Below are 22,532 nucleotides of genomic sequence, written 5' to 3'. Positions count from 1 at the left end.
GCCGGGCGCTTAGTCGTCTCATAATAAACTGCGTACACCTCATGGAATCGGACAGAATGTCGTTCGCAGACGCAGTCGTCTCGACCGAACACGGGGGCACCTCGACCGGCCGGACAGCGTGGCCCGGGAGGGTCGACGGATGAGCGCCGAGCAGGACGACCGGATGGAGGCGCTACTCATCGGAATCGATGCCGGCTGTCTCCCCGTTCTGGAGAAGCTCTGGAACGAGGGTCGGCTGGAGAACCTCGAGGCGGTGTGCAAGGACGGGGTCTGTGAGCCGCTCGAATCGCAGATTCCGCCGTGGACGCCCAGCGCGTGGCCGTCGATGTACACGGGGGTCAACCCCGGCAAGCACGGCGTCTTCGGCTTCGTCGACTACGACGGCTACGACTGGCGCGTCGTCACCGGCGACAGCGTGAAGGAGCACTCGCTGTGGACGCTGCTCGACCACCACGGGATGTCCAGCGTCGTCGTCAACGTGCCCGTCACGCATCCGCCCGACGACATCGACGGTGCGGTCATCCCCGGCTTCATCGCGCCGGAGGACCCGCCGTGTCACCCGGAGGGCGTCCTCGAGGAGGTCCGCGACGCCATCGGCGAGTACCGGGTCTACCCCGCGTACGCCCGTGACGACCAGGAGTGGACCGACGCCGAGCGGATGGACGAGTACGAGACGCTCACGCGGATGCGCGGTGAGGCGTTCGACTACCTCGCCGAGCAGCACGAGCCGGACTTCGGCTTCCTCCAGTTCCAGAAGACCGACACCGTCTTCCACGAGTTCGGCGGCGACTGGGAGAAGATCCGTCGCGTCTACGAGGCGATGGACGAGCAGGTCGGCCGGATTCTGGAGAACCACGACCCGAAACGCGTCTTCGTCGCCAGCGACCACGGCATGGGTCCCTACGAGAAGGAGGAGTTCCGCGTCAACGAGTACCTCCGTGAAGAGGGCTACGTCGAGGCGACACAGGGCGGCAAGGGGATGCCGTCGTGGAACCCCATCCGCACCCAGCTCCGCGAGGGCAACGACGACGACACGTGGGAGCCGAGCTTCACGGAGAAGGTCGCCGCCACCGCCGCGAAGTTCGGTGTCACCACCAAGCGCATCGGCTCCGGGCTGGACAAGCTCGGCCTGCAGGATGTCGCCCGCCGATACGCCCCCGACGGCGTGGTCCGCACGGCCAGCACGCAGGTCGACTTCCCCGAGTCGACGGCCTACATGCGCGCCCGGACGGAACTGGGCGTCCGTATCAACCTGCAGGGCCGGGACCCGGAGGGCGTGGTTCCCCAGTCGGAGTACGAGGCCGTCCGTGACGACCTCATCGAGGACCTGCGCGACATCGAGGCACCGGACGGCGAGCCGGTCTTCGAGGAGGTCGGCCCCAGCGAGAAGTACTTCTCCGGGCCGTACACCGAGAAATCGGTCGACATCGTCACCGTCCCGAACGACTTCCAGCACTTCCTCTCGGCCCAGCTGCTGGGCGAGCAGTTCGACGACCCGACCGAGCCGTGGAACCACAAGCTCCCCGGCGTCTTCGCGGCCGCCGGTGAGGGCATCGACGGCGACTCCGTGACCGACGATGCCCACCTGTTCGACGTGGCCCCGACCATCCTCGCCGCCCTCGGCCTCCCGGTCAGCGACCGGATGGACGGCCGCGTCCTGCCCCACGTCGAGGAGACCGAGGCGTGGAACTACCCGCCGTACGAGGTCGAGGAGGCGTCCGTCTCGGCCGAGGACGCCGACGTGCAGGACCGCCTGGCCGACCTGGGCTACCTGGAGTGACCACGCCCCCGCGAACGACACGGACACACGGACCGCCGTTCCGGTCGTCCACACGACAGTAGTCGCGAGTATTTCTTTTGAATATCGGTTAAGAGCCGTTATTCGTATTTTAAATCCTATATTAGCGGTATTTTCTCGAAAATCGTCGCCATAGACAGAGAACTTCGTCGGAGCCGGCCCGTCAGCCCGCGTCGTGACACGACGGACGTGACAGGCAGGTGGGGCCGTCCGCGTTGCGAGCGGCGTGTGAACGCCGTGTGAGCGGCCGAACGGAACGAGGGACCCGGACAGCGCCCGGCGTCACGGAGTGGCGCTCGACGACGCAGCAGGCCCCCGCCGGGAGCGTGTGGCTGGCCGGTGACCGACCCCCGACAGGAACACGAGGGAGCCCCCCAGCTGCCGCGCAGTCGAGTGTGCGGGCCTGACCGGGGGGCGCCCGCGACAGGAACACACGAGTGGTGTCTTCGGGTCAGTCGGCGTCGACGGGCAGCTCCCTGGTCTGCTCGAGGATGGGGCGCGGGCAGTGCTGGGTCTGCCACGCCAGTCGGGATTCGATCTCCTGCCGGCCACTCTCCTTCAGGAGGTACTCGTTGGTCCGGCGGTCCTTCTGTCCCTTCTCGACGAGGCCCTTCTCGACGAGCGTGTCGAGGTTGGGGTAGAGACGGCCGTGGCGGACCTCCTGGCCGTAGTACTGTTCGAGTTCGTCCTTCACCGTGACACCGTTCGGACCGTCGAGGCCCGCGACGATGAACAGCAGGTCACGTTGGAATCCAGTCAGGTCGTGCATCATGGGTTGCAGCGGTCGAGAAATGACTGTTCTGCCGTATATATCCACGAGACCGTCGAATTCTTTACCCCCTCGCTAAGGACCCACACGGAACACGAAACCGTTACATCGACGAACCGGAACGTGTCGTATCTGCTCTTATCAGGCGTCTAAACACCCGCTACGCGGAAGATAACGAAGGGTACGTAGCCGAATCGTACACACGCCCCACCCGAGCGGCTGTCGCACGGTCGAGGCCACGGGGCGACGGCTCGCGGGAGGCTCTGGCACACGGCCTGACGCGGGTCGTCACTCTTCCTCCGGCAACCTGATGGAGAAGGTCGTTCCCTCGCCGGGTGTGGACTCGACGTCGATGTCGCCGCCGTGACTCTCGGCGATCTTCTTCACCAGGGCGAGGCCGATGCCCGTCGAATCGTGGATGTCCGACCGGTAGAACAGGTCGAACACCCGGTCGATGCGGTCCTCGGGGATACCACGGCCGTTGTCTGCGACCGTGAACAGCCAGTGGTCGTCCTCGCGGGTCGCGTCCACCTCGACGTGGGGGGTCGCGTCGCCGCTGTACCTGATGGCGTTGCTGAGCAGATTCTGGAACAGTTCGACCAGCTGGCTCCGCTCACCCTCGATGGTGGGGAGGTCCCCGACCTCGACGGTGGCGTCGCTCCCGTCGATGGCGACCTCGAGGTTCTGCTGGGCGGTCTCGAGGATCCGCTCCATCTCGACCTCCTCGAACTCCTTCTCGCGCCGGCCCACGCGCGAGTACTCCAGCAGGTCACGGATCATATCCTGCATCCGCTCGGCGCCGTCGACGGCGAACTCGACGAACTCCTGGGCGTCCTCGTCGAGGTCGTCCTTGTACCGGCGGTCCAGCAACTGGAGGTAGCTCGACACCATCCGGAGCGGTTCCTTCAGGTCGTGAGAGGCGACGTAGGCGAACTGCTCCAGTTCGGCGTTCGAACGCTCCAGCTCCGCGATGGCCTCGTCCAGCTCTGCCTGCGTGGCCTTCCGCTCCGAGATGTCGCGCCCGATACCGCAGATGTAGCGGGGCTCGCCCGTCTCGTCGCGGACCAGCGAGGAGGTGAACTCGAACGGGATGGGGTCGGCATCCGTGTCGCCGACGACCTCGAGTTCGGCGGTCGCCTGGCCCTCCGAGACGACCTCCTGGAGGCGTTCGGCGGCGCGCTCGGCCCCCGCCGTACTGAAGAACTCCAGCGCGCTCGCGCCCTGGAGTGCCTCGTCCCTCCGGCCGGTCACCTCGTTGACCCGGTCGTTCCACCGGACGAAGCGGAAGTCGAGGTCCAGCACGAAGAACACCTCGCTGAGGCTGTCGATGACCGACTCGAGGAACGCCCGCTCCTCGCGGAACGCTCGCTCGGCCCGCCTGGTGGTGGTGACATCGCGCACGACCACCTCGAACATGTCGGCGGCAACCGGCTCGAAGGTCGCGGTGAAGTGCCGGCCGTCCTGCTCGTCGTGGAGCTTCCGACTCTCATCCATCTCGAGGACCGCCCGGCCGGCAGCCATGATATCGGTCTCGTCGTCGACGAGGTCACCGAGCTGTTGCCCCACGATCTCCTCGCGGGGGAGGTCGAGCTGGGTGGCGGCCGAGGCGTTCACCATCCGGACGGTGCCGTCCCGCTCGACGTGCGCGACGTACTCGTCGGCCCGGTCCAGCAGGTCGGCGACCGCGTCGCCCGCGAAGGGCGCCCCCTCCTCGTCGGCCCCGACGAGGTCGAGGATGACCGCCGCCAGCGCCTCGGGCTCCTCGCCGGGACTCACCGCGTCGTACAGCGCTTCGGGGACGTTGGTTCCGGTGCCGTCGGTCTGGAGGACGACCGGGATGTCGAGGGAGCGGTCGTCGAGCCGGTGGAGGAACGCCCACGTCTTCGGGTCGAGCAACCGCTCGTCACAGACGACACAGTCGACCGGTGAGCGCAGCAGCTGCGAGACCGCCACGTCCGTCTCGGCCGCGACGCTGGTCAGGAAGGTCGCGTCACCGACCTTCGAATCCGGGAGCGAGACGACCGTCGATGGACGGGGGCCGACGTAGAAGACGTGGACTGCATCAGTTCCAATTGACATATCAATTAGGCGGTAATTCTGTCGCGGCTCGCGACCGAGCGGGTTCGCTCCCCGTTCGTTCCAGAGCCTTTAGTTGTTGTTGGCCATCTCCCTACCAGTCGGTAAGCGGTTCCGGTTACCAACGTTTCGCCGAGAGTATATGTCTCTGCGGTGGGGTCGTGTAGACGTGACCGACGAGCGCCCCCCATCCCCGACCGCCGTCCGCCTCGACGACCGAGCAGGCCATCGAACCGTCCCCGCCACGGCCGACCGACACGCCTGCGACGCCGCCGGTGGTGAGCAGCGTGAGTAGTCAGGAGCCACTCGAGACGGACACCTCGGCCAACTGGCCCAGGTTCACCCTCCGGTACACGTTCAACCCCGAGGAGCTCGACGCCCCGGTGTCGTTCGACCCCGACGAACTGGTCGTCTTCGACCCCTCCAACGGGGACGACGACGCCTGGATATCCGCCACTCGCGAGTCCTACGTGGATATCAAGGACGCGCAGTGACAGGCCCGGGCCACCAGAACCCCTTCGAGAGCGCCGCACGACAGCGCCGTCCAGGGACGGCCCGCCGGCTCCCGCGTCCGTCGTGGCTATCGGTCAGCCCCGCCCCCCGCGTCCGTCGTGGCCCTGTGTGGCTACCCGGCGCGTAATAATCAGGCTCGGCGGACAGACGCCGGATATGAGAGACCCGGATACGGTGTTCGAGCAGTGCCCCGACTGTGGGAAGTACCGCGTGAAGCTGAGTACCCACCGCTGTGACGGTCCTACCACCCGGTCCCCGACCCGGGAAGAGCGGGTCCGGAGTGCCGAGGCCGACCCGCGCGACGACGACGACGACGTACTCCTCCTGCCGAGTCGGACGGTCGATGGGTCGTACGCCTACCACGAGGCCGACGCGGACGGACTCCCGGCGTGTGGGGGCGGCGGCGCACTCGACGACGAGGACTGGCTGACGCTGACCCGGCGCGAGGCACGCGAGCGGAGCCACTCGCCCTGCAAGACCTGTCTCCGGATAGCGGTCGGCCCATCGGATACCGCCTCGGTCATCGAGGCCGCCGAGCAGGACGCGACCGAGACCTGACGGCCCGGCGAGCGAGCCGCACCGACCCACCAGCGACGCCGCAGCTACTCGACCAGCCACTCCGCGACCAGGACACTCCCAACGCCGAGGGCGATGCCGGCGACCACGTCGGTCGCCCAGTGGATGCCGAGGTACATCGTCGAGACGACGACGCTGGCCGCCAGCGGGACGGCGATGGCGGTCCAGCGGGGATAGCGCTCCCGGGTCCGCCACGCGAGCAGGGCCACCGTCACCGACAGCGAGGCGTGGAGCGAGGGGAAGACGTTCGTGTTGGCGTTCACCTGGCTCGTGACGATCTGTGCCCGCGGGTACGCCGCGTAGAGGAGCGGCTCGACCGCGTCGGGAATCCGGTTCCGGGGGCCGTAGGAGACGAACAGCGTGTAGCAGACCACCCCGAGCCCGTAGTTCAGCCCGAAGGCGACCGCCGCCCGCTTCAGATGCCGGAGCTGCGGATGGAGCAGGTACGCGAGGAACGGGAACGTGAGCAGGATGGTGTAGCCGAACAGGTAGACCGCCGAGAAGTAGGTCGTCAGCCACGGGGTGGCGACCGACTGGACGTGGGCGACGAGTGTCCCCTCGATGCTGTAGATGCGGTGCGTGATGTTCCAGCCGACGACCCACGACAGCTCCGGGCCGTACTCGCGAGCGACCTTGTTGACGGCGAGGACCCCGCCGAGGAAGGCGAGGTACGGCGCTGCCTCGCGGAGCCGTGTCCGGAGGTCACCGGGGCGCTCCCGGCGGAGGACCAGGGCGGCGACACCGGCGTTCAGCAGCACCACCCCACCGAGGACGACGGCGAGCGACTCGGCCAGGCTCACGGGTCAGGTTCCGAGCAGGTCGCCGTCGCTCGAGTACCGATACCCCGCATCCCGGAACGCCTCGCGAGCCCGCTCGACGTCGAGTTGGCCGGCCTCACCCGGGAACGGGAGCTCCGGGTCCTCGCCGTTCCAGACGAGGCTGGGCGCCACCGACCGGTGTCGGGCCAGCGGACTCGCCGCCGGCTGGCCGTAGCGCTCGAACACCTCGCGGGCGAGGAACTGCTTGTCGAGCAGGCGCCCGACCGCGCGGCGGAATCGGGGGCTGCTCAGCGCCCCGCGGCGGACGTTGTAGCCGACCTGGTAGCAGGTCCGCGGCCGGGTGACGTGGAGGTTCAGCTCGTCCGAGCGCCCGACTTCGGGGACGTCGGCCGGCATCACGCCCGAGGCAGTGGCGTCGGCGTCGCCGGCCCGGACCAGTTCCACCGCCGCACCGCCCGACGGCACGACCGTGAAGGCGAGCTGGTCCGGGGTGAACCCGCCGGCGAACGGCGCGAGGTGGTCGGCCAGCCCGTCGCGGGTGAGGAAGTGGTCCTCGTTGCGCGCGAACACCAGCAACTCCCGGGGGCGGCGGCGCTCGAGACGCAGCGGGCCGCTCCCGACCGGGTCCGGGTTCGACCAGACCAGCGCCTGCGTCACCGCGCCGTTCGGGTCCAGTCCCGCCACCGTCGCCTGCTGCGCCTTCGCCTCCCAGACGTGCTCCGGGAGGACCGGTGCCGTCAGGCTCCGGGTCGCGACCGGCCGCGAACTCGGGACGAGCGACAGCCGGACGGTCCGCTCGTCGACGGCCTCGGCGTCGGTGACGAGCGAGCCGAGCCCGCGGAACCGGGGCGCCGGCACCGGGCTCTCGAGTCGCCCGAGCGAGGTGTCCGCGAGCAGGCGGTAGGTGAACGCCACGTCCGACGCGGTGAGGTCGGTCCCGTCGTGCCAGGTGAGGTCCTCGCGGAGTTCGACCGTCGCCACCGGCCCCGGCGCGTCCGGTGGCCGACTCCACGTCCACGACGACGCGAGCCACGGCCGGACCTGCCCGTCGACCCACCGCCCCAGCGGGTCGTACAGGAGGTCGGTGATGGTGCCGCTGGCACGGAACTCCGGGGCGAGCGGGTTGAGGCTCTCCGTCGGGCGCGAATCGGTGAGCGTCATCCGGAGGGCGCGTTCGTCCTCGCTGGTGTCACCCGACAGCCGGTCGGCGGTACCGGCGGCGTCGCGGTCGAGGCCGAGGTAGCCCAGCGGCGTGTGGATGGGCCGTTGCTCCCAGCCCGCGTAGCCGTCCGCGCGGGTGACACGAATCTCGTCGGGGAACGCCACTACCGAGAACGGCTGGTCGCGGACGACCGAGCGCTGGAGGCGGGCGAGCGTCTTCCGGCGACGCTTCCCGGTCTGGGCCCGCTGGCGCTCCAGCAGCGCGTCGACGTCGAGATTGGCGTACCCGTACGGGTTCTGCGTACCCGGCTCGGCACCGAACCGGGAGTGGAGGAGCGGCCGGAGGAAGTCAGGGTCCGGCCGGCCCCGCATCGGCGCGATGAAGATATCGAACGCGTGGTTCAGCAGGACATCGCGCAACAGCACCTCGTTCGACATCGGGGTGATGCTCGCCTCGATGCCGACGGCCTGCAGGCGCTTCGCGAGGAAACGGGCGATGCGGATGGCCCGCGGGTCGGCGTCGGCGGGGGCGGTCTTGATGGTGAACGAGAGCTGTTCGGGCGCCTCGCGGTTCATCAGTGCACCGACCTGCCGGACACAGCCGGCGCTGGCTGCGAGGGTGCCACCGCCGAGCGCGCCGAGGACGCGGCGGCGGCTGACTGTCGACTCGGAACCGCTCTTGGACTGTGGGTGGGTCGAATCCATCGTACTCCGTGGGCTGCTATCGAGGAGCCGGGGGAGAGGGCACGCAGCGGTCCACACCGGCTGGTCGTTCTGGAAACGATACGGGCAGGGCTCCTTGTTACCAGCCCGATAAACGGTCGTGAAGGGACGGAACGGTCGGAACAGGCGGGTCCCGGACGGGTCGTCGGGCTCAGAGCCCCGCGAGCGGCCAGACCAGCGCGCCGGTCCAGACGAGGATGCCGGGGGCGCGGTAGCGGTACCGGTGGACGGGTGTCTCGGCCCAGCGGACGCCACCGGCCGCGATGAGACCGAGGCCCACCAGGAGGACGGCCCGGTGGGCAACCACCTCGATGGTGAGGGCGGAGAGACCGAGGGAGGCGTAATCCAGCAGCAGGCCGACACCGAAGCCGCCGACGGCGGCCGTGAACGCCTCGTCGGCGGGGAGCCGTCGGCCCAGCAGCCCGACGGCCACGGGAAGGCCGACGGCGAGGACCAGGTAGCACGGTGCCGCGATGACCTTCGGCGAGAGCGCCGGGAGCGCACGCTCGAGTTCGACCGCCACGACCCGGATTACGAGCGGCGTGAGCAGCGGGATAGTGACCAGCGCCGCGTGCGCGGTGGTGGCCTGCCGGCGCTCGGCGACCGCGCGGAGCGCCGCGGTGACGGTGGCGCGCCGGGCACCCACGAGCAGCAGTCCGAGCGAGAGCCCGGCCACGGCGAACTCGTCGTCCGGGACGGGCCAGTCCATGACCTCGACGACCGTGACCCAGCCGTCGGCGTCGCTGGCGCCACCGTTGCCGAAGCGGGCTCGGCGCATGTCCGATACGACACCGGTGCCGTAGAACTCGTGTTCGATGGCGTACTGGCCGCGTGCGACGCTGCCGACCGTGTGCCGGAGGCGGAACCAGTCCCAGTGCTCGTGGTGGGCCTGGACCATCGTCAGGGGTCGGTCCCCGTTCTGGACCTCGTAGAGGCGGGCGTGCATCCGGGCGCCGAGGTACGACCCGTCGTGGAGCTGGGCGGTCTCGTCCATCCAGCGGCCGTCCTCGCCGGGGTCGTCGCCGTACGCGACGTAGGTGTAGCGCGTCGCACCCCTGGTGTCGGACCACGCGACGCCGCTCCCGTTCAGGACGACGGACTCGCCCTCGGGGTCCTCGGCGGTCCAGTTCCGGTCGGCGTCGGCTGCGATGACCCGTCGGGTCGTCGCGGCATCCGCCTCGACGACGACGTTCATCGGGAGCGTCGCGGTCCCGAAGTCCTTCTGCCGGCTGGTGTACGCCCAGAGCCGCGGCTCGTGGTCGTCGACCGTGACGAGGCGCACGTCCTCGCGGGTCCGGGGCCCGGCGTCGCTCTCGGCCGGCCGGACGAGGGTCGGACTGGCGAGAATCAGCGCCGCCACAGCCACGGCGAGCGCACACAGCACCAGCCCGATTCGAAGGCGGGACCCCGCTCCCATCCGGTCGGCGTTCCGGTCCCCGACCAATCACTATGCAGTACCTAACGACCGCGAGCGACCCCGAGGCCGCCGTGGGCTGGCCGGGACTCCCCCCGGTGGGGTGGGCGCCTTACCCGCCCGGTAGCAAAACCATCCGGAACCGACCCCCCACACAGTGACGAGACGAAGACTCGCAGGCAGGCTGCTGGCCGTGGCGGTGCTCCTCCTCGCGGCCGGGACGCTGGTGACCGGGTTCGCCGCATCCTCGGATGGGGGCGCCGGACAGGTCACCGGCACGGACCAGCAGGTCGCACCGCCCACCGACGGGACGACGGTCGTCGCGACGGACTCGAACACGTGGCTCGGCCGGGATGGGGAGGGCCCCCGCGCCTCGGCGGAGCTGTTCGCCGTCGCCCCGAACGGGACAGTCACGTACTACAACGACACGCACACGCGGTACTGGGACGTGGACCCCGTCGAGGGCGAGGCGGCGACGGTGGAGTACGTCTACGCCGACCACCTCACGCCCGAGGAGTGCGGCGGGGAGTCGGTCTGTACGCGCAACGGCGTCGAGCGCGTGAACCTGGAGACCGGGGAGGTGACCTCGGTCTACAGCCGTGTCACACCCGGCAAGCACTCCACCCGCTGGCACGACGTGGACCGCCTCGACGAGGACCACATCGTCGTTGCCGACATCGGGCGCGACCGCGTCTACGTCGTCAACACCACGACCGGACTGGTGACGTGGTCGTGGGACGCCCGGAGCGAGTACGACCCGGCGACGAGCGGCGGCCCGTACCCCGAGGACTGGACCCACCTCAACGACGTGGAGGTGCTCGAGGACGGGCGCATCATGGTCAGCCTCCGGAACCACGACCAGGTCGTCTTCCTCGAGCGCGAGACGGGGCTGCAGGCCGAGTGGACGCTCGGCAGCGACGGCAACCACTCGCGGCTGTACGAGCAGCACAACCCCGACTACATCCCCGAGGCGCAGGGCGGTCCCGCAGTCATCGTCGCCGACTCCGAGAACAACCGCCTCGTCGAGTACCAGCGCGAGGAGGGAGGGTGGACCAAGAGCTGGGCGTGGAGCGACCGGCAGCTCCAGTGGCCGCGAGACGGCGACCGGCTCCCCGACGGCGACACGCTCGTCACGGACTCGAACGGCAACCGCGTCTTCGAGGTGAACGACGCGGGCGAGGTGACGTGGTCGATGGATGTCGCGTTCCCGTACGAGGCCGAGCGCCTCGAGACGGGCGACGAGAGCACCGACGGGCCCAGCGCACAGCGGGCCGACCTCGGCGAGCAGACGAACGTGAGTGCCGGGGGCGCGAGCGAACCCGAGTCCGGCGGGAGCGACGGCGGGCCGCTCGAGCCCGCCCGGAACGCCATCGCCGGCCTCTTCGACGGCCCGACGGCCAACGCCGTGATGTACGTCCTCCCGGCGTGGATGAGCCGCATCCACCTCGCGGCCCTGGTCACCATCGCAGTGACGCTCGTGGTGTGGAGCGCGGCCGAGGCCTACTGGTCTGCGTGGACGGTCGACCTCCACCGGCCGGTCGAGCTGGAGCGGCAGTGAGCCACCGTTCCGGGGGCGGAACGCTCCACCACGGCGACCACTGGCGCTTACCCCCCGGATAAGCAAACTCCTCCGGGCCCTCTCCTCACCAACCCGAGTCTCACATGTCGACAGGAACCAGCACCCGTCGGTGGCGCCGCCTCGCCGACCGGGTCGTCGTGCTCTCGCTCGACGACCGGTTCTGGCTCACCTCGGCGGTGGCCACCAGCCTCTGCATCTACCTGCTGTACCTCGCAACGCACCCGTACCCCGCGTACGGCGCCGGGCTCTACCTCAAGATCGCCGAGTCCATCAGCAGCCACGGCTACGGCCTCCCGGCCACCATCCCCGGCTACACCGCGGGTGGCGTCCCCTTCGCGTACCCGCCGCTGGCGTTCTACCTCGCGGCGGTCGTCCGCGACCTGACCGGCGTCGGCGCCATCGCGTACAGCCGGTTCGTGCCGGGGCTGTTCGTCACGGCGACGCTGGTCCCGTACTACTTCCTGGCGACGGACCTGCTGGGCTCCCCGCGCCGGGGTGGAGTCGCGACGCTCCTGTTCGCCGGGACGCCGGCCGTCCTCCAGTGGCACCTCTCGGCGGGCGGCGTCGTCCGCGGGCTGGCGTTCCTCCTGGCCATCACGGGCGCCGCCGTCGGCGTCCGGCTGTTCCGGACCGAGGACCCACGCTGGCTCCTGCCCGCGACGGCCCTGTTCGGGCTGACGGTCCTCACGCACCCGACGTACGCGGTGTTCTTCGGCCTGAGCTACCTCCTCCTGTTCGCCGGGCTCTCGCGGTCACTCCGGGGCCTGCTGTTCGGCGCGGTCGTCGCCAGCGGGGGTGTCGTCGTCGCGACGCCGTGGCTCCTGCAGGTCGTCGCGACCCACGGTGCGGACATCTTCCTCGACGCCTCGGGCACCCACGGCGGGCTGTTCGGCGGCCCCACGCGCCTGCTCTCGGAGTTCGTCTACCCCATCGACCTCGGGATGGAGGTGGTCGTCTTCGGCGCGGCCTATCTCGGCGCCGCCTACGCGCTCGCCACGGACCGGTACCTGCTCCCGGCGTGGCTGTTCGCCGGCGGCTACTTCATGGGCAAACCCCGGTTCATCTTCGTCGCCGGCGCGATGCTGACGGCGCTGCTGTTCTTCGAGGTCGGCCTCCCGGCCATTCGGCGACTGGCCGCGAGTTCGCAGCTCGGCCGGGACCACCGCCGCGCCGTCGAAATCGGGGCGGTCGCGCTGCTGGTCCTCTCGGCCGGTGCGACCGGCTCGGCGTTCGCCGCCGGCGCGCTCGACACGCACGACGGCGACCGCTCACAGCCCGCCTTCATCGATGGCGCGGACCGCGAGGCCATGGCGTGGGCCGCCGCCGAGACCGAGCCCGGTGCCGACTTCGTGGTACTGGGCGACGGGGCGGAGTGGTTCCCGCTGTTCACCGACCGGACCATCCTCGTGGGGCAGTGGGGGGTCGAGTGGACCGAGCCGGCCCGGTACCGCCAGCAGATAGAGCAGTTCAGGCGGGTGTCACTGTGCGACCGGGCCGCCTGCATCACCGCCTCGCTCGCGGCGAGCGGCGCCCAGCCCGACTACGTCTACGTCCCGAAGGGCCACTACACCGTCCGCGGGATGACCCACCAGCAGGCCCCCGGGATGCGGGACTCGCTGGCCGCCTCCGACCGGTACGAGCTCGTCTACGAGAACGAGGGGGCCATCGTCGCCCGGGTCACGCCGTCCGAGCCCGACACGTCGCCTGCACCTGACATGCGGCCCGAACCCGACGCACCACCCGACGAGCGGCGTGCCGGCACCATCCGCCCATCCACCACGGTGTCTTCAGGCGGCGACACGCCGTCTTAGCGGCTACATAGTAAATCCGTACCTGTCCGATGGAACTGGTACGAGGGTTCGATACGTATGGCCGAATGTACAAGCTGTGGCGGGTTCGTGACCGACGACTACGTGCGCGTATTCGGGGACAACGAGGGGAACATCTCGGAGTGCCGGAGCTGCCGGGCACGCTCGAGTCCCTCGGAGGAGGACGAAACCGAGGACGCCGACGAACGCGTGGTCCTGCTCCGGGATGTCGCAGGAGACGACTCGACCGGCGAGGACGGGAACGAGAGCGAAAACGAGAGAGCGGCGGTCGCTTCCGACACCGGGGCGACTCCCGAGAGCGGTGGAACGTCGGTGTCGAGCAGCGGCGAGGCAGCATCCGACGCCCCCGAACAGGGGGCGTCGGGGGCCGAGAGCGGAGGGGCACGCGAGCGCATCGCGGGCTTCTTCTCGTCGATTCGGGGCTGAACGGCCAGCCTCCGGCGGGTGCAGACGGGGTGTGACCCGGAGCTACTCGTCGAGTTCCACGCCGGGGAGCGTGACGATCTTCCCGCGACCCATGCGGGTCCGCTCGATATCGCCGCCCTCCTCCATCGAGGAGAGCCGTCGGCTCACCGTCGCCTTCGACCAGTCGACCTCGTCGACGATGTCGCTCTGTTTCATGTAGCCGCCGTTGACCTCGACGAGCCGGCAGATGTACTGCTCCGGCGAGAGGAGGTCGGGGTCGGGCATCTCGGCGCCAGCGGCCGCTGCGCCCTCTGTCGTGTCGGCGCCGGCTGGCGACGACGCGGCGGCGTCCGCATCGACGTGGGCGGCGTGACTCGAATCGTCCGAGCCACCGGTACCGCCACCGGCAGACGGCGCGTCGGTACCGTCGAAGCCGCCGGTCCCCAGCCAGCCACCTTCGAGCCGACCGTACACGACGATACCGCCGACCGCGAGGAGGATACCCAGCCCGATGAATATCGTCGCGTTCCGGTCGACGAGGGGCCCGCCGCCGGACGTGTCGGTCGTCTTCTCGAGCGGGTCGGTACCCTGTTCGACCTCCTTCCCGTCGTCGATGCCGTCGCCGTCCGTGTCCGCAACCGTCGGGTCGGTGCCGTACTGGGCCACCTCCTGCTGGTCGGTGAGGCCGTCACTATCCGAGTCCTTCTCTGTCGGGTCGGTGCCGTACCGCTTCACCTCCTCCCAGTCCGAGAGGCCGTCACCGTCCGTGTCAGCGGCCGTCGGGTCGGTACCGTAGTGGTTCATCTCCTCGCCGTCGAGAAGCCCGTCACCGTCCGTATCCGGGTCGCCGGGGTCGCTTCCGGCCTCGACCTCCGCACCATCGCGTGCGCCGTCGCCGTCCGTGTCCGCGACCGTCGCGGAGCTGTTGTACTGCATCACCTCGGGCCCGTCCAGCAGGCCGTCGGAGTCCGTGTCGGCGTCGGTAAGACTGGTCCCGCGGCTGGCCTCCTCCTCGTTCGAGAGGGAGTCACCGTCGGCGTCGCCGTCGCGCTCGATGGCGACGATGGGGACCGTCGCCGTGTCGACGCGCCCGCTCTCGCCCGAGCGCTTGAACCAGAGCAGGAACGTCCGGTTGCCGGTGCCGTTGGCCCCCAGACTCCGGATGTCGAACGTGGCGGCGCCGCCGTAGGACCGGACCTCGACGCTCTGGCAGCCGTGGTCGGTGACCGTCCGGTTGTCGGCACGCAGCGCCAGGCAGAGTTCGTGCTGCCCGGGGCCGCCGACAGGCTGGACGCTCACGTTCATCAGGGTCGCGCCGCCCGTCCAGACGTACGTCCGGCCGCGGGCCCGCGTGGCCACGCCGGGACCGCCGTACTCGACCCTGGTGATGCCGCCGTCGTCCTCGGCGGTGGCGGTCTCCTGGCCGCTGGTCGAACTCAACGTCGGGGTGGCGGTTGGCGTGGTTCGTGACGCGGCGGTGGCCGTGGCGGCTGGGGCGGTAGCGGGAGCAGTCATCGTAGCAGCACTCGGCTGCGTGGTCGCCCCATCCCCCGCAGCAACGCCCAGAGCGAGGGGCGAGACCACGGCCGAAAGGACCACACAGAGTGCGAGGAACGCGAGCGAGGAGATGGTCCGCGTCGAGAGGCCGTCGGCCGACATCCTATCGGTTCACCTGGCCACAGCGTGACCGCTGGTGACCTCGTAACGGAGTCGTGGTACACCCACGACCGAGCGACCCCGTCCGTCGTGGGCGAGGAATCGCGTGCCGGGAACGCGGGAGCGCGGGGGGAGTGGGAGTCATCGGAGGCGGAAACGATTGGTCGTACGAACGCTGGCGGGACGCTCGGATAAGAGTGTTCCCTAGGAGCGACGGCAGATTATGTATTCCGTAGAAGAATGACAAGAAACCGGCATAATGAAACAGTCCGGAGCGGAGTACCAGTCATCGCGACCAACCAGTTCTCGGCAACCGTCGAGTCAGGGCGACGAAGCGCCGATAACTGGTTAGAGCGCACCCACAGAGCCACTCTGTCCAGTTGGAAGTGCCACACCGGCCCTGGAATTCGGTCGGAAGCTGCCCCAGAGCGAGGGTCCGTCAGTATGCCGTAGCAATTGATATCAGATATTCTATGGTTGTGACTGAGAGACAATATCACGACCCGGTATAAACCAGAGTGGGGGGTTATCCGGCCGATTACAAAGCAACCGGTCGCCGAGAGTGCAGGTGAGGACGATGTCCGCAGGGGTCCGTACTCGGCGGCCGTGCCGATACCGCTGTATCACCTACCGTCCGCTCTCACCGATGATCGCGTCAAACTGCACCCGACCCGAGACCGAGTCCGTGGAGGAGATAGCAGTCACTGGAGGCAAGGAGTCCACTGTCGACCAGCCGCCGGGAACGCGCTACAGCTACCTCATCGCGCTTCTCGGACGGCTCGAGGGACAGGTGACCATCGACCGGGTAACCGACGCCGTACACGAGTGGGAACACGAGCACACGGAGTCGGCGAGCGGCCGAACCTGGTTCGACATCCACGAGGAACTGTACCTCGTCGACCTGCCCGTGCTCGACAGAGCAGGCATCGTGTCGTTCGACACGGGCCGGGGTATCGTCTCGAAGAGCGAGTAGCAGTGAGAGGGCGGTTATCGGCTGTTCAGGACAGTTATCAGAACCAGATAATAGCTGGAGGTTTTTTACGTTCGAGGTGGCAACGTAGGTCCAGACCTCATCCACGATGGCATCCGAAAGTAGCAGGACCCCGGGGGGCGCGTCGGGCCTGGACCGGGCGGACCCGGGCGACGTGATAGAGGACGTAGCGCAGGTAGAGGACGGGCGCACGCTGTACATCGCCCACCACGACGTCGAGGAGGACGGGCTGACGGTGACCCTCTCACTCGCGCTCGCCGCCGCAGCCGACAGTTCCCCGACGGAGTTCCTTCCGCGGTTCCAGGAGTACGTCGACCCGGACGCGCTCGATCGGATGTTCCGGCCGCAACCGAACGGGGACCTGCGCAAGGGGGGGCCGTTCCAGTTGTCCATCGAGGAGTACGACGTGGAGATATTCAACACCGGACGCATCGAAATCAGGGAGTGACGACCCGCTCGTGCGCCGTGCAGGACACCCACACCACACGCCCGCCGAGCGCCCCACCGACCGCCCGAGCGTTCTAGCGGAAATCAGCACCAATAGATACACCCCACACATCTCCATTTCAATTGCAGATTTCAGGAACGATATCCGGCAGAAACAATCTACAGGGCATCTTCCAGAATATACTGAGCAAGTCGGCAGTACCCCTGGGCTCGGTCACACCGTGAGCGCGGCGTCAAGCAGTTACCGGGAGAAGAACGCAGAGACCGTCTCGGTGATGCTCTCGCCCTGTGCCTCGGTCGACTCGGACTCCTCCTCGACGGTGAGGTCGGCGTCGGAGTGGAGCCCCTCGTCGAGATAGGGCGCGAGCGCGTCGACGAGTTCGGTCGGCTCGACGACCCCGCGGGACTGGTTGTACTCGATGATATCGTGGTCGTCGAGCTTCGGGAGATGGGACTGGTAGAGCGCGATGTAGACCCGCTGGCGCTCGTCCGAGACCAGCTGCTGGACCGTCGTGTCGTGTTCCCACGCCGCGACCTCCTCGGCCAGGTCCCGCATCACGAACCGCTCCTCCTCGTCGTGGGCAGCGAGATACCGCAGGACCGCGCGGCGCCGGGAGTTCTGCAGGATGTGGAACGCGTCGTCCTTCTCGATACTCGTGTTCGCGTCCGCCTCTGTACTCGAACTCGAATCGCCGTCGTCGGCCGGCCGCTCTGTCTGGACACTCATTGTCGTCGCCCAACCCAATGCGATTCGGGAGGATAAAGGGAAATCTCGGTTCTAGGACTTTCAGACCGTTGTGGAGTGGAATCGAACCGTTACGGAGTGGGTTGTGCTCCGTTCCGTGAATCGATGATAGCGGTTGCCATACACCCCCCACTATCACAGCCTCTGCATGGCATCAGACCCCATTTCGAACCGTTTCAATCCGTTACCCACCGCGTAAATCGACTGTTTCACACCGTTACACCCCACCGCCGTCTTGCGATTAGCGCCATCTAGCCCGATATAGCCGGGCTGTTAAGTTGGAGGGCCAGCGAGGCGGCTCGAGAGAGCGCACGGGGGACCCCAGAACGAGTGCGTGACCCATGGGCCATCGCCGCGTCCGGAGGCGGAGATGGCAGGAGAAGGCCGCGCCAGGGGGCAGGGATATCAGGATAACGCCGACACTAACAATACCCCCACAGAGTCGAGTACGGCATACCGGGGACGGCGGAGGACTGGACACTCGCCCGCCGAGAGACCCGACGGGGGCCATCTACGACCCCGGCAGTCCGCTCTACGGGGTAGAGCGGCTGTTCGGCCTCCACACCCTTCCGCCGCCGATAACAACGAGACGAGTGGTTCTGGATACGGGTATGTCTCCGCACCGTCGCGTCCAGCGACACCGGCTCTGGCGGACGGGACCGACACCGACGACGGGCCACCCACAGCCCGGAGCGGCTGCATGACCCGGAACGTCGTCCTCGACACCGTCTGGAAGGACTACTTCGACGAGTACGCCCCCGGCTGCGCGAGGCCTCGGACTGCCTGTTCGAGGGCTGTCGCACGGCGAGTTCCTGGAGCGTCCCGAGCCACACGAGCATCTTCACGGGCGAACTCCCGCACCGGCACGGCGTCGAGCACGCCGCCGCCGAGACGTTCGGCCTGCTCGGGACAGGCGACGAGACACAGGGCATGGCGTTCGACGACGAGGTCGAGGAGCGCCTCCAGACGCTGGGCCACCTCCAGGCAGGCCCGAAACGACCGCTCCATGCCCCGAGACAGCCCTGAATCGGGATTACGGCTCGGATAACAAAGCCCCTGGCGTGTCAGGAGTGGACAACTGATGGTAGGACTCTGTGGTGCAGTCGACGACCGAACGCCGCCCGACGCGTTCGTCGACGCCATCGCCTGGCGCGACGACGAGGTGGCCCACCGGTTCGTCGACGACGGGCTGTCGGTGTTCGGCTCCTTCCACCCGCTGCTGTCGGGGGAGCAGCCGGTCCGGGCCCGCAACGGGGAGGCGCTCATCTGGGTCTGGGGGGACGTCTACGGCTTCGGGGCCGACGAGAGCTACGTCCCCCGGGACGGCCCGCCGGACGGGAGCGCCCGCTACTGTGCGGACCTGTACGACCAGTACGGGATGGACTTCGTCCGCGAGTTGAACGGGGACTTCGGGCTCGTCGTCTACGACCGCACCGCGGGCACGGTGTCGCTCGTCACCGACCGCGTGGCGACGCGCCCGTTCTTCCTCGCGCGGCCCGATGGTGGGCGGCTGGTCTTCTCCTCGCAGCTGCAGGCACTGCCGCTCCACCCGGACGTGAATCCGGAGTTCGAGGCGCCGCATCTCCAGGAGTACTTCCAGCTCCGCCGGGTGCTCGGCGTGGAGACGCCGCTCTCGGGCGTGCGCGAGGTACCGCCCGGTTCCATCGCGACGGTCGACCTGGCGGACGGCTCGCTCTCGGTGGACACGTACTGGCGACCCAGCTACGAGCCGGTCGACGAGGACTTCGAGACGTACCTCGACCGGTTCACCGACACGTTCCAGACCGTGGTGCAGGAGTGGACGCGCGACGACCTCGACTACGGCATCCTCCTGAGCGGGGGGAGCGACTCCCGGCTCGTGCAGGCCGCGATGGACCAGCCGGTCACCGCGTTCCACATCGCCGACTGGATGAGCCGGGAGGCGAACGTCGCCAGCGAGGCCGCCGACACCGCCGGCGACGAGTTCCACCTGCTCCAGCGCGACCCGGACCACGAGGCCGCCGCGCTCGAGCGCAACCCCGCCATCTCGAACTTCAGCGGCTGGTTCGACCAGGCGTACTTCACGGGGTTCGACGACGAGATCAGCGAGGAGGTCGACGTCCTCGTCTCCGGACTGTACGCGGACTCGCTGTTCAAGGGCAGCAAGCTCGACGCGCGCTCGCTCTCGCTGGGGCCGGTCGGGACCCTGAAGCTCCCGTTCCGGAATCCGGTCGAGTCCGTCGAGGACTACGTCTCGCTCACGACGACGGAAGTGGTCGACCCGGTGTCGTACCTGCCGGAGCGACCGCCCATCGACTCGGTCATCGCCGACAACATCCGGGAGACCCGCGACGGCGTCGTGAGCCACGGCGTCGAGTACGGCTCGCTCCAGGACCTCGTGCTGTACGGCGACTTCTACCCGATGGGGGCGGATACGGACGCGACCTTCTCGCGCAGCCTGATGCACATGCGCCCCTACCGGACACCGTTCCTCGACAACCGCCTGCTGGACCTCCAGCAGCAGGTTCCGATGCGGTACTTCCTTCGGCGTGACTTCATCGACCGGGCGGTCGAGCAGCTCTCGCCCGAGCTGGCCGAGCTCCCCCACGCCCGGACGGGAATGCCCCTCAAGCACCGCTTCCCCGTCGACTGGGTCGGCGGGAACCTGAAGGGACTCTGGCGCAAGCACGTCGGCGACGAGACGCCACCGGAGGACCACCTCGACCACAGCCCGTGGCCCGACCGGGCGGCGCTGGTGCGAGCCCGGAACTTCCCGGTCGAGACCATCGTCGAGAATCAGGAGGCCATCCGCGCGTTGCCGTTCATCGACTACGAGGGAGCTCTCGACAGCTACCGGGCGCACATGGCCGGCGACGACGAGTCGCCGGTCCTGTACTCGCTGCTCACGTTCCTCGAGACCCCGCTCCTCGACCGGATGACGGAATCGGACGACGAGGCGAGCGAGCGACGAACGGTGGTCAAACAGTGATGATGCGGGGCCAGGCCACGCGGCGCGCGGCGCCCGAGACCGAGCGGGGACGGATGAACAAGGAACTGTTCGGCGTCTTCGGCGACCGCGACGCCTTCACCGACTTCCGTGACGAGGCGGAGTTCCACAGCGTCGTCGAGGGCGAGTCCGTGACTGTCGGCGTCCGTGACCCCGCGCTGGGCGTGGCCGACCGGACGGCCGTCGCCGAGTCCGACCGCGGGGTCTGTGTCGTCTGGGGCGAGGCGTTCACGCCGACCACGGCCGAGGCGGACCCCGCGGCGTGGCTGCTCGAGAACCACGTCGTCGGCAACGACGAGGCACTCGACCGGCTCAACGGGTCCTACCTCGCGGTGGTCGAGGTCGACGGCGACGCGCTGGTCGCGACCGACCCCCTGCGCTCGTGGGAGTGCTTCTACACGGACGCACCCGGTATCCGCGCCTTCGGGACGGACGCATCCATCTTCCGGGGGCTGCTGGGCGACCCCGCCCCGGACCGCACCGCGGTGCTCGAGTTCCTCCACCTCGGGACGGTGCTGGGCGAGCGGACGCTGTTCGAGTCGCTCGAGCGCGTCCCGTTCGACGGCTACCTCCGCGCCGCGTCGGTCGGCGAGTTCGACCGCTTCGTCTACGACCCGCAGCCGGGCGACCACGCGGCGGTACTCGCCGACCGCCTCGGCCGCGCCATCGACCGGCGGGCCGGCTACCCCGGCCGCAAGGGGCTGTTGCTGTCGGCCGGGCAGGACTCCCGGACCATCCTCGCCGGCGAGCCGGATATCACCGAGTGCTACACCGTCGGCGCGCCGGACTCACAGGAGGTCGAGGTCGCCCGGCGCATCGCCGACCAGTTCGATGCCGAACACACCGTGCTGGCGCCCGCGGCCCGCTACCTCGGCGACGTCGACTGCAAGGTCCCGTACACGCAGGGGCTACGGGAGTCGCTCCACGTCCACCACGGCGGCTACGACGACGAACTGGAGGCGGACACGATGTACCACGGCCTCCTGTACGACACGCTGCTGAAGGGGTACTTCCTCGAGTGGGACTCGAAGTCCGTGCTGGGGGTGGAGGTGCCCCAGCGCCAGCTCGTCGACGACCCACAGCCCGTGGCCGAGCTCATCGACACGCTCGGGTTCATGCCCGAGGGGAGCGACCGGCTGGCCGACCGCGTCGCGGGCCTGTTCCCCGACCTCGACCTCGACCTCGAGGACCCCCGGGCGTTCATTGCCGACCGGCTGCGGGCGGAGCTCGCGGCCGGCCAGTCGCGGGTCGACTCCGTCCACAACGCGATGGACCTGCTGGTGCTGCGGAACCAGCCGGTGATGCACTTCCGGACCCAGCTGGCGGACAACTACCTGGAGTCGTTCGTGGCCATCGACCGCGAACTGCTCCAGTGGCACCTCGAGACCCCACCCGAACACCGCCACTACGGGACGGTCGCCGACGCACTGGCGATGATGGACGACCGGCTCCTCGAACATCGCCCGCCCGGGCGACCCCACCGCATCGAGCTGCTCAACCAGATCGAGCGGTTCGCCCGGCGCAAGCTCCCGCTCGTGGGGCCTATCGAACCGGCGTGGCCGGACCGGGAGACGCTGTACGAGGAACACGACCTCGACGAGCAGTTCTTCCCGGACGACCGGGCGGTCCGGGCCCTCCCGGCCCGGCAGAAGCTCCGGGCGAACGACCTCCGCTGGTGGCTGCCGTAGCGCCCGATAACCGAACAACACGGCCATTTAACACACAATCCAACCGACAACCCATGAAAGAGAACAATTCAACAGTAACGAACGGCGCCGTCCTGCTCGCGAGTCACCTCGTCGTCACGGTCAGCGGCCTCGCCGCGGGCGTCGTCCTCGGCGGCTGGCTCGCGTTCGAGACGGGCTACTGGCGGGGCTTCCGGGCGTGGGTCGAGTCGATGGCCGACACCGCCGCGCTGCTGGCCGTTGCACTCCTGCTGGTCGCCGGGGCGGTCAGCGTGGCCACCACGTACCGTCGCGTCGCCGCCTCGTCCCGAGCCGGCGGCTGAAGGGAAGTAGCGGGTACTCGCACGGCGCGAGAGCGACGGAAACGGGCAGCGAGAACAGTTCGACAGCGAAACGCACT

The 22,532-nt window shown here is 68.8% G+C and carries 20 protein-coding genes; 12 read left to right on the top strand and 8 right to left on the bottom strand.

The features are described 5' to 3' along the window. The first annotated feature begins 139 nt into the window (after positions 1–139). Positions 140–1,780, top strand: coding sequence for an alkaline phosphatase family protein (locus tag NL115_RS10760; protein WP_254829368.1), 1,641 nt, complete (start codon positions 140–142; stop codon positions 1,778–1,780). Between the two features lie 469 nt (positions 1,781–2,249). On the opposite strand, the gene NL115_RS10755 is transcribed toward NL115_RS10760, so the two are convergent. Both NL115_RS10755 and NL115_RS10750 read right to left on the bottom strand, forming a co-directional pair. Beyond that, positions 2,250–2,567 carry a helix-turn-helix transcriptional regulator gene (locus tag NL115_RS10755; protein ID WP_254833082.1) on the bottom strand — a complete coding sequence of 106 codons (318 nt, stop codon included), beginning with the start codon at positions 2,565–2,567 and terminating at the stop codon, positions 2,250–2,252. Positions 2,568–2,855: 288 nt separating this feature from the next. Continuing rightward, a complete protein-coding gene (locus NL115_RS10750) occupies positions 2,856–4,646 on the bottom strand; it encodes a sensor histidine kinase (protein WP_254829367.1) in 1,791 nt (596 codons plus the stop codon). Positions 4,647–4,812: 166 nt separating this feature from the next. Here NL115_RS10750 and NL115_RS20610 point away from each other — a divergent pair, with 166 nt between their 5' ends. The 3 genes from NL115_RS20610 to NL115_RS10740 all read left to right on the top strand — a co-directional run bounded on the left by NL115_RS20610 (position 4,813) and on the right by NL115_RS10740 (position 5,714). Further along, a complete protein-coding gene (locus NL115_RS20610; protein WP_286666345.1) occupies positions 4,813–4,938 on the top strand; it encodes a hypothetical protein in 126 nt (41 codons plus the stop codon). After that, positions 4,931–5,137 carry a hypothetical protein gene (locus tag NL115_RS10745; RefSeq protein ID WP_254829366.1) on the top strand — a complete coding sequence of 69 codons (207 nt, stop codon included), beginning with the start codon at positions 4,931–4,933 and terminating at the stop codon, positions 5,135–5,137. Before NL115_RS20610 ends, NL115_RS10745 begins: the two co-directional genes overlap by 8 nt. Before the next feature lie 175 nt (positions 5,138–5,312). Further along, positions 5,313–5,714 carry a hypothetical protein gene (locus NL115_RS10740; RefSeq protein WP_254829365.1) on the top strand — a complete coding sequence of 134 codons (402 nt, stop codon included), beginning with the start codon at positions 5,313–5,315 and terminating at the stop codon, positions 5,712–5,714. 44 nt (positions 5,715–5,758) lie between these two features. On the opposite strand, the gene NL115_RS10735 is transcribed toward NL115_RS10740, so the two are convergent. The 3 genes from NL115_RS10735 to NL115_RS10725 form a co-directional block, all read right to left on the bottom strand. Next, entirely contained in the window at positions 5,759–6,532 is a 774-nt protein-coding gene (locus NL115_RS10735) for a phosphatase PAP2 family protein (protein ID WP_254829364.1), read from the bottom strand. A gap of 3 nt (positions 6,533–6,535) precedes the next feature. After that, the gene (locus tag NL115_RS10730; RefSeq protein ID WP_254829363.1) at positions 6,536–8,377 is read right to left on the bottom strand and encodes an ABC transporter substrate-binding protein; all 1,842 of its coding nucleotides are present in this window, start codon (positions 8,375–8,377) and stop codon (positions 6,536–6,538) included. Between the two features lie 169 nt (positions 8,378–8,546). Continuing rightward, positions 8,547–9,812 (bottom strand): hypothetical protein, encoded by a 1,266-nt coding sequence (locus tag NL115_RS10725; RefSeq protein WP_254829362.1) that lies wholly within the window; start codon positions 9,810–9,812, stop codon positions 8,547–8,549. A 190-nt stretch (positions 9,813–10,002) separates the two neighbouring features. Between NL115_RS10725 and NL115_RS10720 the strand changes: the two genes are divergently transcribed. The 3 genes from NL115_RS10720 (at position 10,003) to NL115_RS10710 (ending at position 13,643) form a co-directional block, all read left to right on the top strand. Then, positions 10,003–11,367 carry an aryl-sulfate sulfotransferase gene (locus NL115_RS10720; protein WP_254829361.1) on the top strand — a complete coding sequence of 455 codons (1,365 nt, stop codon included), beginning with the start codon at positions 10,003–10,005 and terminating at the stop codon, positions 11,365–11,367. A 104-nt stretch (positions 11,368–11,471) separates the two neighbouring features. Next, positions 11,472–13,199 (top strand): glycosyltransferase family protein, encoded by a 1,728-nt coding sequence (locus tag NL115_RS10715; RefSeq protein WP_254829360.1) that lies wholly within the window; start codon positions 11,472–11,474, stop codon positions 13,197–13,199. Between the two features lie 57 nt (positions 13,200–13,256). Next, a complete protein-coding gene (locus tag NL115_RS10710) occupies positions 13,257–13,643 on the top strand; it encodes a DUF7563 family protein (RefSeq protein ID WP_254829359.1) in 387 nt (128 codons plus the stop codon). A gap of 42 nt (positions 13,644–13,685) precedes the next feature. Here the strand turns inward: NL115_RS10710 and NL115_RS10705 are convergent, their stop codons facing one another. Next, entirely contained in the window at positions 13,686–15,281 is a 1,596-nt protein-coding gene (locus tag NL115_RS10705; protein WP_254829358.1) for a helix-turn-helix transcriptional regulator, read from the bottom strand. Between the two features lie 643 nt (positions 15,282–15,924). Between NL115_RS10705 and NL115_RS10700 the strand changes: the two genes are divergently transcribed. Together NL115_RS10700 and NL115_RS10695 are read left to right on the top strand one after the other, a co-directional pair. Beyond that, on the top strand, positions 15,925–16,251 hold the full coding sequence (locus NL115_RS10700; protein ID WP_254829357.1) for a DUF7344 domain-containing protein: 327 nt from the start codon (positions 15,925–15,927) through the stop codon (positions 16,249–16,251). Positions 16,252–16,357: 106 nt separating this feature from the next. Next, a complete protein-coding gene (locus tag NL115_RS10695; RefSeq protein ID WP_254829356.1) occupies positions 16,358–16,717 on the top strand; it encodes a HalOD1 output domain-containing protein in 360 nt (119 codons plus the stop codon). 240 nt (positions 16,718–16,957) lie between these two features. On the opposite strand, the gene NL115_RS10690 is transcribed toward NL115_RS10695, so the two are convergent. Next, complete coding sequence (locus NL115_RS10690) at positions 16,958–17,443, bottom strand: DUF7344 domain-containing protein (RefSeq protein WP_254829355.1); 486 nt, start codon at positions 17,441–17,443, stop codon at positions 16,958–16,960. Between the two features lie 756 nt (positions 17,444–18,199). Beyond that, positions 18,200–18,469, bottom strand: a complete 270-nt coding sequence (locus NL115_RS10685; RefSeq protein WP_254829354.1) for a hypothetical protein — start codon at positions 18,467–18,469, stop codon at positions 18,200–18,202. A 73-nt stretch (positions 18,470–18,542) separates the two neighbouring features. On the opposite strand from NL115_RS10685, the gene NL115_RS10680 reads away from it, so the two are divergent. Genes NL115_RS10680 through NL115_RS10670 form a run of 3 tightly spaced genes read left to right on the top strand, consistent with a single transcriptional unit; the run spans position 18,543 to position 22,455 of the window. Next, positions 18,543–20,429 carry an asparagine synthase-related protein gene (locus NL115_RS10680; protein WP_254829353.1) on the top strand — a complete coding sequence of 629 codons (1,887 nt, stop codon included), beginning with the start codon at positions 18,543–18,545 and terminating at the stop codon, positions 20,427–20,429. Next, entirely contained in the window at positions 20,429–22,135 is a 1,707-nt protein-coding gene (locus tag NL115_RS10675; protein ID WP_254829352.1) for an asparagine synthetase B family protein, read from the top strand. The genes NL115_RS10680 and NL115_RS10675 overlap by 1 nt, the downstream gene beginning before the upstream one ends. Before the next feature lie 53 nt (positions 22,136–22,188). After that, on the top strand, positions 22,189–22,455 hold the full coding sequence (locus NL115_RS10670) for a hypothetical protein (protein ID WP_254829351.1): 267 nt from the start codon (positions 22,189–22,191) through the stop codon (positions 22,453–22,455). The last annotated feature ends 77 nt before the right edge of the window (positions 22,456–22,532 follow it).

This window comes from Haloglomus salinum, from assembly GCF_024298825.1.
In the GTDB taxonomy this organism is placed as follows: Archaea; Halobacteriota; Halobacteria; order Halobacteriales; family Haloarculaceae; genus Haloglomus; species Haloglomus salinum.
This window is presented reverse-complemented; position numbering and strand designations above follow the sequence as displayed.

What these genes read in the sequence shown, in the direction of transcription:
- NL115_RS10710 (WP_254829359.1), top strand. Translation starts at nt 13,257, where the DNA reads ATGGCCGAATGTACAAGCTGTGGCGGGTTCGTGACCGACGACTACGTG.
- NL115_RS10715 (WP_254829360.1), top strand. Translation starts at nt 11,472, where the DNA reads ATGTCGACAGGAACCAGCACCCGTCGGTGGCGCCGCCTCGCCGACCGG.
- NL115_RS10685 (WP_254829354.1), bottom strand. Translation starts at nt 18,469, where the DNA reads ATGGAGCGGTCGTTTCGGGCCTGCCTGGAGGTGGCCCAGCGTCTGGAG.
- NL115_RS10750 (WP_254829367.1), bottom strand. Translation starts at nt 4,646, where the DNA reads ATGTCAATTGGAACTGATGCAGTCCACGTCTTCTACGTCGGCCCCCGT.
- NL115_RS10740 (WP_254829365.1), top strand. Translation starts at nt 5,313, where the DNA reads ATGAGAGACCCGGATACGGTGTTCGAGCAGTGCCCCGACTGTGGGAAG.
- NL115_RS10730 (WP_254829363.1), bottom strand. Translation starts at nt 8,377, where the DNA reads ATGGATTCGACCCACCCACAGTCCAAGAGCGGTTCCGAGTCGACAGTC.
- NL115_RS10760 (WP_254829368.1), top strand. Translation starts at nt 140, where the DNA reads ATGAGCGCCGAGCAGGACGACCGGATGGAGGCGCTACTCATCGGAATC.
- NL115_RS10690 (WP_254829355.1), bottom strand. Translation starts at nt 17,443, where the DNA reads ATGAGTGTCCAGACAGAGCGGCCGGCCGACGACGGCGATTCGAGTTCG.
- NL115_RS10725 (WP_254829362.1), bottom strand. Translation starts at nt 9,812, where the DNA reads ATGGGAGCGGGGTCCCGCCTTCGAATCGGGCTGGTGCTGTGTGCGCTC.
- NL115_RS10755 (WP_254833082.1), bottom strand. Translation starts at nt 2,567, where the DNA reads ATGCACGACCTGACTGGATTCCAACGTGACCTGCTGTTCATCGTCGCG.
- NL115_RS10680 (WP_254829353.1), top strand. Translation starts at nt 18,543, where the DNA reads ATGGTAGGACTCTGTGGTGCAGTCGACGACCGAACGCCGCCCGACGCG.
- NL115_RS10675 (WP_254829352.1), top strand. Translation starts at nt 20,429, where the DNA reads ATGATGCGGGGCCAGGCCACGCGGCGCGCGGCGCCCGAGACCGAGCGG.
- NL115_RS10670 (WP_254829351.1), top strand. Translation starts at nt 22,189, where the DNA reads ATGAAAGAGAACAATTCAACAGTAACGAACGGCGCCGTCCTGCTCGCG.
- NL115_RS10700 (WP_254829357.1), top strand. Translation starts at nt 15,925, where the DNA reads ATGATCGCGTCAAACTGCACCCGACCCGAGACCGAGTCCGTGGAGGAG.
- NL115_RS10695 (WP_254829356.1), top strand. Translation starts at nt 16,358, where the DNA reads ATGGCATCCGAAAGTAGCAGGACCCCGGGGGGCGCGTCGGGCCTGGAC.
- NL115_RS10705 (WP_254829358.1), bottom strand. Translation starts at nt 15,281, where the DNA reads ATGTCGGCCGACGGCCTCTCGACGCGGACCATCTCCTCGCTCGCGTTC.